This is a genomic window from Pseudomonas sp. GW823-FHT01D03 (genome assembly GCF_058798255.1).
In genome coordinates this window covers 3,868,218-3,881,135 of sequence record NZ_JBXAKK010000001.1, presented here as the reverse complement: position 1 = coordinate 3,881,135, position 12,918 = coordinate 3,868,218, and the positions used below count along the sequence as shown (strand labels likewise).

Annotated in this window: 9 protein-coding genes; 8 read left to right on the top strand and 1 reads right to left on the bottom strand. The window is 62.5% G+C overall.

Going from position 1 to position 12,918, the window contains the following annotated elements; all coding sequences use genetic code 11:
• Positions 1-70 precede the first annotated feature (70 nt).
• The 4 genes from AC1RBR_RS16845 (at position 71) to AC1RBR_RS16830 (ending at position 6,129) form a co-directional block, all read left to right on the top strand.
• Positions 71-1,897: a DUF1302 domain-containing protein gene (locus AC1RBR_RS16845; protein WP_492565664.1), complete on the top strand. Its 1,827-nt coding sequence runs from the start codon at positions 71-73 to the stop codon at positions 1,895-1,897.
• An 11-nt stretch (positions 1,898-1,908) separates the two neighbouring features.
• Positions 1,909-3,246 carry a DUF1329 domain-containing protein gene (locus tag AC1RBR_RS16840; RefSeq protein ID WP_492565662.1) on the top strand — a complete coding sequence of 446 codons (1,338 nt, stop codon included), beginning with the start codon at positions 1,909-1,911 and terminating at the stop codon, positions 3,244-3,246.
• A gap of 145 nt (positions 3,247-3,391) precedes the next feature.
• On the top strand, positions 3,392-4,741 hold the full coding sequence (locus AC1RBR_RS16835; protein WP_492565660.1) for a DUF1254 domain-containing protein: 1,350 nt from the start codon (positions 3,392-3,394) through the stop codon (positions 4,739-4,741).
• A complete protein-coding gene (locus AC1RBR_RS16830) occupies positions 4,738-6,129 on the top strand; it encodes a DUF1254 domain-containing protein (RefSeq protein WP_492565658.1) in 1,392 nt (463 codons plus the stop codon). The genes AC1RBR_RS16835 and AC1RBR_RS16830 overlap by 4 nt, the downstream gene beginning before the upstream one ends.
• 92 nt (positions 6,130-6,221) lie before the next feature.
• Here AC1RBR_RS16830 and AC1RBR_RS16825 read toward each other — a convergent pair whose 3' ends face one another.
• The gene (locus AC1RBR_RS16825; RefSeq protein ID WP_492565656.1) at positions 6,222-8,195 is read right to left on the bottom strand and encodes an alkyl/aryl-sulfatase; all 1,974 of its coding nucleotides are present in this window, start codon (positions 8,193-8,195) and stop codon (positions 6,222-6,224) included.
• 138 nt (positions 8,196-8,333) lie between these two features.
• Here AC1RBR_RS16825 and AC1RBR_RS16820 point away from each other — a divergent pair, with 138 nt between their 5' ends.
• From AC1RBR_RS16820 to AC1RBR_RS16805, 4 genes are all read left to right on the top strand, one after another.
• Positions 8,334-8,987: an ABC transporter ATP-binding protein gene (locus AC1RBR_RS16820; RefSeq protein ID WP_115987044.1), complete on the top strand. Its 654-nt coding sequence runs from the start codon at positions 8,334-8,336 to the stop codon at positions 8,985-8,987.
• A complete protein-coding gene (locus tag AC1RBR_RS16815; RefSeq protein ID WP_492565654.1) occupies positions 8,984-11,455 on the top strand; it encodes an ABC transporter permease in 2,472 nt (823 codons plus the stop codon). Before AC1RBR_RS16820 ends, AC1RBR_RS16815 begins: the two co-directional genes overlap by 4 nt.
• Positions 11,445-12,515: a lipocalin-like domain-containing protein gene (locus AC1RBR_RS16810; protein WP_492565653.1), complete on the top strand. Its 1,071-nt coding sequence runs from the start codon at positions 11,445-11,447 to the stop codon at positions 12,513-12,515. Before AC1RBR_RS16815 ends, AC1RBR_RS16810 begins: the two co-directional genes overlap by 11 nt.
• A 150-nt stretch (positions 12,516-12,665) precedes the next feature.
• Positions 12,666-12,908 carry a hypothetical protein gene (locus AC1RBR_RS16805; RefSeq protein WP_095136648.1) on the top strand — a complete coding sequence of 81 codons (243 nt, stop codon included), beginning with the start codon at positions 12,666-12,668 and terminating at the stop codon, positions 12,906-12,908.
• Positions 12,909-12,918 lie beyond the last annotated feature (10 nt).

Genomic DNA, 12,918 nt, shown 5'->3' with positions numbered 1-12,918 from the left:
ATCGCTTGCGTGTAGCGGGTGAGGGTTGGGCACCGTGTCAGTGCTGAGCAAACCTGACCGGAGCCCAATAATGACAAGAATATGCTCGGTCACGCCCCAAGTCCGTCCGCGACTTTTCCGGCGTGGCCACAGCCGTACGCAACCCCTGACTCTGGCGATCCTCGCCGCACTGTCGAGTCCCGCCTACGCCACCAGTTTCGAACTCGACGAAGACTGGAGCCTGTCGACCAAAACCACCCTGACCCTGGGCAGCAGCTGGTCGACGCAAAACCCTGACAAAAGCCTGATGACCCGCGCCAACGCCTTGCAGGCCCAGGGCGTACGCGCCAATGGCACGAGCGTCAGCGCCGACGATAATCGGCTGAATTTCGAGAGGGGGGATCCGATCTCGCAGAACTTCAAAGGCCTGACCGACTTCAGCCTCGACGGTCAGGGGCAGGGCGCGTTCATCCGCTTCAAATACTGGTATGACGCGGCGTACGAGGATGGCAACGGCCGCTTCAAGAAATTCGATGATTCGGGCTGGGATGACCTGTCGAAATTCAAAGGCTTCAAGGCTCTCGACGCGTACGTCTGGAAGGACTTCCAGATCGACGATCATCCGCTCAATGTCAAGGTGGGCAATCAGGTGTTGTCGTGGGGCGAATCGTTGCTGATCCAGAACGGCATCAACGTGATCAACCCGCTGGATATTTCCGCTTTCAACCGGCCCGGCGTGGAAATCAAGGAAGGCCAGTTGCCGGTGGAGATGGTCTCGTTCAGCTTCGGCATTTCCGACAGCCTCAACCTCGAAGGTTTTTACCAGTACAACTGGCGTCCCAGCGTGCTGGATGGTTGCGGGACATTTTTCGCTTCCAGCGATGCGATCCAGAAGGGCTGCGGGCCGCTCTATCTGAGCCAGGTGCAGACCGATCAACAGATGCAGGCCGCGGGGCTGTACGCCTATTCGCGCGGCAACGAGTCGCCGTCGGACAACGGCCAGTTCGGCTTCGCCCTGCGCAACATCATTGCGGCGCTGAACGATGCCGAGGCGGCGTTCTACTACATCAACTATCACTCGCGGCTGCCGTACTTCAGCCTCGATGCACGCAACTCGGCGCTGCCCGGAACCTTTCCCGGGGGCATTCAGGCACCGAGCTACGCCGCGGCGTTTCCGGAAAACATTCACCTGTATGGCATCAGCCTCAACGGCGTGGAACCGGTCAGCGGCATCTCGCTCGCCGGTGAACTGAGCTATCGGCCGAACATGCCGTTGGCGATCAACGCACCGGACATCAACGTCGCAGTGATCTCCGGCGCGGGCGGCAGTTCCTGGCTCGACCTGCCGCCGGGTTTCAACACCAATGGTGGCAGTCGCTATGACGGCTGGGTGCGCAAAGGCGTGTGGCAGATGACCGGCTCCGCGACCCAGGCCTTCGACAACATCCTCGGCGCCACACGCTTGAGTCTGTTCGGTGAGGCGGGGGTCGTGCACATCGATGACCTCGGCGACGAGCGTCTGGGGCGCAACTCGGCATTCGGGCGCAGCGCACCGCGCAACGGCACGGCGTGCAACACGGTCGCTTCCGGCGTCACCAATCAGTACTGCACCGACAAGGGCTTTGCCACGGAATGGTCGTGGGGTTATCGCCTGCGCGCCAGCCTTGAATACAGCGACGTGTTGCCGGGGATCAACCTGATTCCGGCGATCAATTGGCGGCACGACGTTTCGGGCTATTCCTACGACCCGCAAGGGCCGTTTCAGGAAGGCCAGCAGGCCCTCGGCCTGAGCCTGACCGGCGTCTACATGAACGATTACAGCGTGGAGCTGGCTTACAACGCGTTCTTCGGTTCCAACGATTACAGCACCCTCGACGACCGCGACTTCGCATCCGTCAGCTTCAAGGCAGACTTCTAAGGAGAATCATCATGCGTATGCAAATGTGTGTGCTCGCACTGGCGTGCAGTGTCGGTCTGGCGCAGGCCAAAGGTAACGATCCGGCGCCGCTGGGCAAGACGCTGACGCCGATGGGGTCGGAGATGGCGGCCAACGCTGACGGTTCCATTCCGGCCTGGACCGGCGGCCTGGCGAGCAATGCCGGCACGGTCGATAGCAAGGGCAGTTACAGCGATCCGTATGCGGCGGAAAAACCGCTGTTCACCATCACCGCGCAGAACGTCGCGCAGTACCAGAAGTTTCTCAGCCCCGGGCAGATCGCCTTGTTCAAGCGCTATCCCGACAGCTACAAGATGAACATCTACCCCACACACCGCAGCGCCAACCTGCCCAAGGATGTCCTGGAGCAGAGCCGCACCAACGTCGCGAAAACCAGCCTGGCCGACGGTGGCAACGGTTTGCATGACTATGCGCGGGGCATTCCGTTTCCATTGCCGACCGAAGGGCTGGAGGTGATGTGGAACCACATGACCCGCTATCGCGGCGGCAGTTACGAGCGCATCAGCAGCGCGGCGCTGGTGCGCGAAAACGGTGCCACCAGTTACGTGCGCAATCAGTCGCTGATCAACTTTGCCGAGACCGTTTCCGGGCTTGAGCCCAATGCCAACACGCTGTTTCTGTTCAAGAGCCGGGTACTGGAACCGGCGCGGTTGTCCGGCGAAGCGGTGCTGGTGCACGAGCCGATCGACCAGGTCGCCGAGCCGCGTTCGGCCTGGCAATACTTGCCGGGCCAACGCCGGGTACGGCGTGCGCCGATGCTCGCCTATGACAACAGCGCGCGATACAGCAACGGCCTGATTACCGCCGACAACATTGATGGCTACAACGGCGCGCCGGATCGTTTCGACTGGAAACTGATCGGCAAGCAGGAGCTGTTCATTCCCTACAACAGCTACAAAATCGGCAGCCATTCGCTCAAGTACGACGAGGTGATCAAGCCCAACCACATCAACCAGGGTCTGGCGCGCTACGAGAAGCATCGGGTGTGGGTGGTGGAAGCCACGCTCAAACCCAATGCCCGGCACATCTACGCCAAACGGCGGTTTTATGTGGACGAGGACAGTTGGCAGATCGCCCAGTCCGACCAGTACGACAGCCGCGGCGAACTGTGGCGCAGCGGTGAGCTGCACGCGATTGCCCAATACGACCATGGCTTTACCTACAACGTGCTCGAGACCTCCTACGACCTGATCGCGGGGCGTTATTACGCCGGCGGTCTGGCCAACGAAGAGACCGAGCCGATGCGGGTCGGGTTTGCCGCGAAGACCGACGATTACACCCCGTCGGATCTGCGGCGCTGGGCCAAGTAATTTTTCAACAGCCATGCAAAACCCGATGTGGGAGCGGGCTTGCTCGCGAAGGCGTCGCCACGTTCAGCGGTATTCATCGCCTGAAACAGCGCTTTCGCGAGCAAGCCCGCTCCCACAGGGGATTTATTGCTTCAGGAGAATCTTTATGCGCCACTGGATTTCCGCGCTTGCCCTCGGCACCAGCCTGGGCACCGTGCACGCCGCCGACCTTGATGCAAACCAGGCCAAAGCCCTGGCACAAGAGGCGTATGTGTTCGCTTATGCCACCGTCGAACACGACAAGGTGCTGACCGCGATCAATGCCAAACTGCCGTTCAACCGGCTCTACAGCGAACCGCGTCTGCTCGGCCCGCAAGACAACAAAGTGGTGTCGCCGAACAACGACACGTTCTATTCCCGCGCCTTGCTCGACCTGCGCGCCGAGCCGATGGTGCTTGAGGTGCCAGCGGTTGAAGAGCGCTACTACAGCTTTCAACTGGTCGACTTGCGCACCGACAACCTTGACTACATTGGCACGCGCGCCACCGGCAATCAGGCCGGGCGCTACCTGATTGCCGGGCCGGACTGGAAAGGCGCAGTCCCGGCCGGCTTCAACGGCGTGATCCGTTCGCCCAGCCGCCTGGTGTTTTTGCTCGGCCGCACTGAAGTCAAAGGTGAGAGCGATCAGAAACAAGCGGCAAAAGTCCTCACGGGTTACGCCTTGCAACCTCTGTCGCGAGTGCTGGACAGCACCGCGCCGGCGCCACTGCCGCCGCTGCAGTTGCCGGCGTATCACGACACCAAACAGGGCGCGGCGCAGACGCTGTTCGAAACGTTCAACGCCTTGGCGCCGTTGCATGAATGGACGACCCGCGAGCAGGCCAGACTGGCGCGTTTCGCCGCCATTGGTGTGATCCCCGGAGCGCCGTTTACCCCGGCGGACACACTGCGTGACACGGTGGCGGCCGGTGCTGAGGCGGGGCGTGAGCAAGTGCGTGTGGCGTCCAGTCAGTTGGCTCGCGAGCAGCAAGGCTGGTTGCCGTCGCCAACCAATGTCGGCAAGTTCGGCGATGATGACCTGACGCGCGCTGCCGTGGCCTGGCGCTACATCTATGCCAATGATGCAGCCGAAGCGGTTTACCCGATGGCCCTGCGCGATGCCGAAGGTCAGTTGCTCGACGGACGCCAGGCTTATCGCCTGCACTTCCCGGCCGGGCAGTTGCCGCCGGTGAATGCGTTCTGGTCGCTGACCCTGTACGACGGCAAGACCCAGTTGCTCGCGGCCAATCCGATCCAGCGTTACGCCTTGGGTGATCGCAGCGCAAATCTGCAATACGACGCCGATGGCGGTTTGACCCTGCTGCTGCAACCGAATGCTCCGGCGCAGGCGCAACAAGGCAATTGGCTGCCGACTCCGCAGGGTCCGTTCAATCTGCTGTTGCGGCTGTACCTGCCCAAACAACCGGCGCTGGATGGCCGTTATCAGTTGCCGAGCATTGCGAGGGTCGAGCCATGAGCTTTGTTTACAGCCGCCGCACGGTACTCGGTGGCATGGGGCTGCTGGGCGCCAGTCTGATGGTTCCGCGCTGCTTGCTGGCCAGCGAGCCCTCTGAGTTGCAAGCGATTGCGCAGCAGGCATGGATTTACGCCTACCCGATGCTCATGCACTACCAGACCCTGGAAAAACAGCTGTTCAATCCGAGTGCGCCGGAATACGTCGGCGGCTTCAATCGCTTTCGTCATTACAGCCAGCTCTACACTCCGGCCAATCGCGAAATCGTCACACCGAACAACGACACGCCGTACTCCTGGGCCTGGCTCGATCTGCGCAGCGAACCGCAGGTATTGAGCGTTCCGGCGGTAGCCCGGGACCGCTACTACGTGCATCAACTGGTCGATCAGTACACCCACAATTTTGGCTACGTCGGTGTGCTCAGTACCGGTCGCGCAGCGGGCGATTATCTGATCGCCGGGCCGCACTGGCAGGGCGTGGTGCCGGACGGAATCAAAGCGGTGCTGCGCAGCGAAACCGAGATCGTCATGATCCTCGGCCGCACGGGTCTGAAGAACGCTGATGACATGCCCGCCGTGCGTGCGTTGCAGGCGCAGTACCGCTTGCGTGGTTTGCATGAATACACCGGCAGCGCTGCACCTGTCGCGGCGCCGGCGATTGCCTGGCCGGCGTGGGATAGCAAGACCGGGCTGGGGCCAGCGTTCATCAGCGTGCTCAACCAGATCCTGACGCTGTGTCCGACGCCGTCTGCGGAGCAAGGGTTGCGCGAGCGTTTTGCGCGAATCGGCATCGTCCCGGGACAGGCGTTCGATTTCGCCGCGCTGCCTGCCGAGGCGCAGCAGGCGCTGCTCGCCGGTATCCGGCAGGCGCAAGCTCAACTGCAGGAGGCGGTGGGCAAGACCCGCACCACGCTCGGGTTGTTCGGCAACCGTGAAGCGATGCACGGCAATTACCTCAATCGGGCGGTGGCCGCCAGCATCGGGATCTACGGCAACAGCGTCGAGGAGGCGTTCTACACCGGCGCCCGTCTGGATAATCAGGGACAACCGTTGCAGGGCGGACGGCGTTATCGTCTGCGCTTCGCCCCGGGACAGTTGCCGCCAGCCAGTGAGTTCTGGTCGCTGACGTTGTATGACTTGCCCGATCGGCAACTGGTGGCGAACGCGATTGATCGTTATTGCCTGAGCAGTCGCGATGTATTGCAGGCGGATAACGATGGCGGCCTGACGTTAATGATGCAGAGTGGGGCGCCTGAACAGAGCGTGTCGAGCAATTGGTTGCCGACGCCACAGAGCGGGGCGTTTACGCTGATCTTGCGGTTGTATGGGCCGACGCGGGATGTGATTGAACAGCGCTGGCGGATGCCGGTGGTTGAAGTGGTTTCTGTGTAGTCTGGACCGACGCCTTCGCGAGCAAGCTTGCTCCCACAGGGTGCCGCGCAACTCTGTGGGAGCGAGCTTGCTCGCGAAGGGCGTGACGCGGTTTAAGGGGTGACGATGTTGAACTGTGGCCCGAACGTATCGAGGCTGCCCATCAACTCGGCGAACTTCTTGCCGTTACCCTGCAACTTGATCAGGCCTTTCTGCATTGCGGTCGGGAAATCCAGTTGCTTGAGGCTGATCTTCTCCAGCGTGTCTTTGCTCAGACTGATGCCCGCATCTGCCGCCGGATTGAGACCGGCGCGGTGCGTCAGGACACCATTGCGCAACGTCAGATTGAAGTCCTTCTTCTGATCCTCGAATGTCCAGTTCAGCGTCAGGTCATGGCCGACGGCCTTGTCGCTGTCCAGGCGAACTGCCAGATAATCGAAGAACATCTCCGGGCTCATCGCGCGGACCATGTCCACCGACACCGAAGTCCCGGCGTGTGCCGGCACGCCGTTGCGCAATTCCATGGCCCCGGTCAGGTACATGTTGCGCCAGGTGGCGTTCTCGCTCTGGTAACCCAACTGCTCCAGGGACTCGGCCTGAGCCTTTCGCGCGTCGGCGTTGTCCGGTTCGGCGAACAGCAACTGATTGCCCAATTGTGCGGCCCAGCGATAGTCGCCGGCGGCCATCGCCGTGCGCATTTTGTCCAGCACTGCCGCGCCGCCACCCATGGCCTCGACGGTACGTTTGGCGGTGTCCGCCGGTGGCAGCGGATTGAGGTTGGCCGGGTTGCCGTCATAGAACCCCATGTAGCGCTGATACACCGCGCGGGTGTTGAAGCTCAGCGAGCCGTAGTAACCGCGGGTGTACCACTTCTGATCCAGCGAACCCGGCAGTTGCTTGATGGCGTCGGCAATTTCCAGCGGGGTCAGGCCCTGATTCAGCAGATGCAGGGTCCGGTCGTTGAGAAATGCATACATATCGCGCTGATCGGCGAGGAATGTGCGGATCCGTTCGCCACCCCAGGTCGGCCAATTGTGCTGGGCGAACAGCACATCTGTCTTGTCGCCATAGCGCGCCAGGCTGTCGTCCAGGTATTGCGACCAGGCTTTGGCATCGCGCACCTGCGCGCCACGTGGCGTAAGGATGTTGTGCATCATTTGCGTGGCGTTTTCGGCCATGCACAAGGCTTTCAGCTCGGGCAGATACAGGTTCATTTCCGCCGGGGCTTCGGTGCCGGGCGTCAGCTGAAATTCGACTTGCACGCCGGCGATGGTACGGGTTTCCAGTTCCTTGGCGATCAGATCGGTGGGCGCGATCAAGGTAATCGTACCGCCAGAAGGCGTGCTCTTGCCCAGCCCGGCGTCGACCTGACCCTGTTCACCGCGCGGCAACAGGCTGCCGAACTGGTACTGCGCACGGCGGCTCATGGCGTTGCCGGCGTAGACGTTCTCGCTCATCACGTGTTCCATGAACCCGGCCGGGGCGAACACCTTGACTTTGCCGGCCTTGACGTCGGCCTCGTCGATGACTCCGCGCACGCCACCAAAATGGTCGACGTGGGTATGGCTGTAAATCACCGCCACCACTGGCTTGCGCGGGCGGTTGGCGTAGTACAGATCCAGCGCCGCCCTGGCGGTTTCAGCCATGGTCAGCGGGTCGATGATGATCAGCCCGTCATCACCTTCGATGATGGTCATGTTCGCCAGGTCCAGACCGCGCACCTGATAGAGCCTGGGGCTGACCTCGAACAGACCGGCGTGGGCACTCAGTTGGGCCAGGCGCCACAGGCTCGGGTTGACCGACTCCGGCGCCTGATCCTTATCGAGGAAATCGTAGGCCTGCACGTCCCAGATCACCTTGCCGGCAGCGTCCTTGATCTGGCCCTTGAATGGCGCAATCAGGCCTTTGCTGACTGACTCATAATCGGTGCGATCGCTGAAGGGCAGCTGTTGCAGGACGGCAGCATTACTGGCGATGGTCTGGGCGCTGGGGGCAACAGGCGCGTTGGCGGCCATTGCCGATTGGCTCAGGCATGCGGTGATCAGGCAGGCGAGCAGGCCACGGGGGCTCAATATGAAACGGGGCATGGTGTCTCCGGTTTTTATCGTTATGGGGGATCCGTCCCGGAGGGTAGGGCGCTGGTCTGGCGCGGCGATGATCGTCAACGGACAAAAACCATTCAGGGCCGCTATCCTTGGGGCCAGGTTCATCGATCAGGTTGGCTCATGCTTCAGGTTCAAGGCGTGTTCAAAAGTTACCTCACACCCCAAGGCCCGCTCCCGGTGCTGCAAGGCGTCGACCTGACGCTCGAAGCCGGTAGCAGTCTGGCGCTGATGGGCGAATCCGGCAGCGGCAAAAGCACCTTGCTGCACCTGATCGCCGGCCTCGACAAGGTTGATCGCGGCAGCATCCACAGCGGCGAGCATCGGCTGGAGCGGATGAACGAAGCGCAACTGGCCGACTGGCGCCGCACTGAAATCGGTCTGGTGTTCCAGCAGTTCAACCTGATCGGCAGCCTGCGGGTCGAGGATAATCTGGCGTTTCAGGCGCGTCTGGCCGGGCGCCATGAACCGCGCTGGCAGGCGCATCTGGTGCAGCGTCTGGGGTTGGGCGATTTGCTCAAGCGTTATCCCGAACAACTTTCTGGCGGCCAGCAGCAGCGGGTCGCGCTGGCCCGGGCCTTGGCCTCACGGCCGAAATTGCTGCTCGCCGACGAACCCACCGGCAGCCTCGACGAAGCCACCAGTGATGAAGTGCTGCGCCTGTTGCTGGAGCTGCTCGACGACACGCCGACCACGCTGCTGATGGTCACGCACAGCCCACGCGTGGCGGCGCGGCTGGCGCAACGGGTGGTGTTGTCCAACGGTCGCCTGACGTGAACGTGTTCTGGCAAACCCTGCGCGCGCTGCTCAGCCACTGGCGGCGACATCCGGTGCAGTTTTTCAGTGTGCTGACCGGGTTGTGGCTGGCGACCAGTCTGCTGACCGGGGTCGAGGCGCTGAACAGTCAGGCCCGCGACAGTTACGCCCGGGCCAGTCAGATGATCGGCGGTGAACCCCAAGCCAGTCTGGCCACACCGAGCGGTGCGACGTTCACCCAGCAGTGGTTTGTCGATCTGCGCCGCGCAGGCTGGCCGGTGTCGCCGCTGCTGCAAGGCCGGCTGCTGCTCAAGGATCACCGGGACCAGCGGTTGCAACTGATGGGCATCGAACCGGTGTCGCTGCCGACGGACGCTGCGGTGGCCGGACAGGCGATGCCGATCGAGCGCATCGTCGAGTTCTTCTCACCGCCGGGCAGCACCTGGATTTCACCGGAAACCCTGCAGGCCCTTGGCTTGACCGAAGGCGCCACGCCGCAAACCGTCAACGGCCAGACACTGCCGCCGCTGCACGCGCAACAGGACATGGCGCCGGGCGTGTTGCTGGTGGACATCGGTGTCGCACAAACCCTGCTCGAACAGCCCGGGCAAATATCGCGCTTGTTACTGCCGAAGGATTTTCATGGCGAGCTGCCGGCCGCGTTCAATGGCCGGCTGCAGCTCAAAAGCAGCGCCGAGGAAAACAATCTGACGCGCCTGACCGAGAGCTTTCACCTCAACCTGGATGCCTTGGGCTTTCTCTCGTTTCTGGTCGGGCTGTTCATCGTGCACGCGGCCATCGGTCTGGCGCTGGAACAGCGTCGTGGTCTGCTGCGCACATTGCGCGCCTGCGGGGTCAGTGCGCGGATGTTGATCGGCTGTCTGGTCGTCGAGCTCGGTGTGCTGGCGTTGGTTGGCGGGGTGTTCGGAGTCATCAGCGGTTACTGGCTGGCGAGCGTGTTGCTGCCGGATGTCGCCGCCAGCCTGCGCGGTCTGTACGGCGCGGAAGTGGCGGGGCAGTTGCGCCTGAGTCCGTGGTGGTGGTTCAGCGGAATCGGTTTGAGCCTGTTCGGCGCGTTGCTGGCTGGTGCCAACAGTCTGTTGCGTGCAGCACGCTTGCCGCTGTTGGCGGTGGCGGATCCGCAGGCCTGGCATCAGCAACATGCGCGCTGGTTGCGCCGTCAGGGTTGGCTGGCGGCGGTGCTGGGCTTGATTGCGCTGCTGGCGTTGCTGTTTGGTGACAGCCTCGGAAGTGGTTTTGTGTTGATGGCCGGGTTGCTGCTCGGCGCCGCGCTGGCGTTGCCGGTAGTGCTCAGCGCGGTGCTCAATCCGTTGCTCGGGCGTAGTCGCTTGGTGCTCGGTCAGTGGTTTCTCGCCGACTGCCGCCAGCAACTGCCGGCACTCAGTCTGGCGCTGATGGCGTTGCTGCTGGCGCTGTCGGCCAATATCGGCGCGGGCAGCATGACCGCCGGTTTTCGCCAGACCTTCGACGACTGGCTCGAACAACGCCTCAGTGCCGAGCTGTACCTCAACCCGGTCAATCCGGCGCAATCGCGCGAGATGTACGCCTGGCTCAAGCAACAACCGAACGTCAGCGCGGTGCTGCCCAACTGGCAAGTCGCGGTCACCCTGCAGGGCTGGCCGGCGGATGTCTTCGGGGTGATCGATCATCCGTATTACCGGCAGCACTGGCCGTTGCTCGAGGCGATTGCCGGAGATCCGTGGGCGCATCTGGCAAATGACGACGCGGTGATGCTCAGCGAACAACTGGCGCGGCGCTTGAAGGTGCGCGCGGGTGAACATCTGAGTCTGCCGACCCCAAGTGGAGCGTGGTCGCCGCGGATCGTCGGGATCTACGCCGACTACGGCAATCCCAAGGGCCACGTGCTGATCCACAGCAATCATCTGCTGCGGTTGTGGCCATCACTGACACCGAACCGATTCAACTTGCGCATCGCACCGCCCGACATCCCGCCGTTTTTGCGCGCACTGCAAACGCACTTTCAACTCGATGACAGCCGCATCGTCGATCAGGCGCGGCTCAAGGGGTGGTCGGTGCAAGTGTTCGAGCGCACCTTCGCCGCCACTGCCGCGCTGAACAGCCTGACTTTGGCGGTGGCCGGTGTGGCGCTGTTCATCAGCCTGCTGACCCAGAGCCAGAGCCGCCTCGGGCAACTGGCGCCGCTGTGGGCCTTGGGCGTGACGCGCCGCCAATTGATGCTGCTCAACCTTGGCCAGACCTGGCTGCTGGCGGTGTTGACGCTGGTGCTGGCGTTGCCGTTGGGGATCGCGTTGGCGTGGTGTCTGGATGCGGTGATCAACGTGCAGGCGTTCGGCTGGCGTTTGCCGTTGCGGATCTTTCCGCTGCAACTTTTGCAATTGCTCGGGCTGGCGTTGCTGGCGACGCTGTTGGCCTCGGCGTGGCCGCTGTATTCGTTGTACCGCACGCAACCGGCGGATCTGCTGAGGACGTTTGCCCATGAGGATTAACCGGGTTGCACTGCTGCTCACGCTGCTGCTCTTGGGCGGTTGCGATCAGTCTGTGCCTGAGCAAAAGGGCTTCGCCGGGCTTGGCGATCAGGCAGCGCAGTTCACACCGGTGGTGCCGGGGCGGGTGTTCAGCTTCCCGGCAGATCACGGCGCACATGATGGTTTTCGTATCGAGTGGTGGTATGTCACCGCCAATCTCAAGGATCAGCAGGGCCACGATTTCGGCGTGCAATGGACGCTGTTTCGCAGTGCGTTAAAACCTGCGGCAGAACAGCCGGGCTGGGCCAACCAGACGATCTGGCTCGGGCATGCCGCGGTGACTTCAGCCACCGCGCACCATGCCGCCGAGCGCTATGCCCGAGGCGGAGTGGGGCAGGCCGGGGTGAACGTCGCGCCGTTCGAGGCGTGGATCGATGATTGGCGCTTCGCCAGTCAGGCGCAGGATCCGCTGACCGATCTGCAACTCAGCGCCAGCGATAAAGCCTTCAGCTATCAACTGCACCTCACCTCCAGTCGGCCGCTGGTGTTGCAGGGTGACAACGGTTTCAGCCGCAAATCCGAACAAGGCCAGGCTTCGTACTATTACAGTCAACCGTTCTTTCAGGCCAGCGGCACCCTGCAAATCGACGGCCAGACCTACACCGTCAGCGGCCCGGCGTGGCTGGATCGTGAATGGAGCAGTCAGCCGCTGGCGGCCAATCAGACCGGGTGGGACTGGTTTTCCCTGCACCTGGACAGTGGTGAGTCGCTGATGCTGTTCCGCACCCGGCAAACCGATGGCGCACCCTATCTGACCGGTACCTGGATCAGCGCCGACGGCCAGACCGAAACCCTGTACGGCGCGCAGATCAAACTCACCCCTCAGGACACCGCCAAAATCGCCGGACGCAAGATGCCGGTGCGCTGGTCGATCAGCATTCCCGACAAACACCTGGACATCAGCCTCTACGCGCTCAATCCCGCCGCCTGGATGAACCTGCGCATTCCTTATTGGGAAGGACCGGTGCGGATCAGCGGCAGCCATGGCGGGCGTGGCTATCTGGAAATGACCGGGTACTGACGCTCACACGCAAAACCTGTGGGAGCGGGCTTGCTCGCGAAGGCGCCGGTACAGTCACCCACAGAGCAATTGCCCGGAACTCCGCCTTGTCTACCACCCTCTACCGATCAATCCCGGCCCATTTCCGAGACCCCGGCGAGGAACCCGCCCATGAGCGACGACCTGCAACCCCCAGACCTCACCACCTGGCAGCGCCTGTTCGACGACCAGACCTACTGGCAGCAGTCCCCCGACGCTCACTACTTCGACCTGCAGCGCATCGCCGACGATCTGCTCGGCCAGGGCGCGATCGATCTGGAGCAGTGGCAGATCCTGCGCGCCGAGGCCGACGATTTGCACAAGGATTCGCCAGCCGTGAACGTTACCAATGAACTGGATGACCCTGAAGCCTGAGGAGCAATTC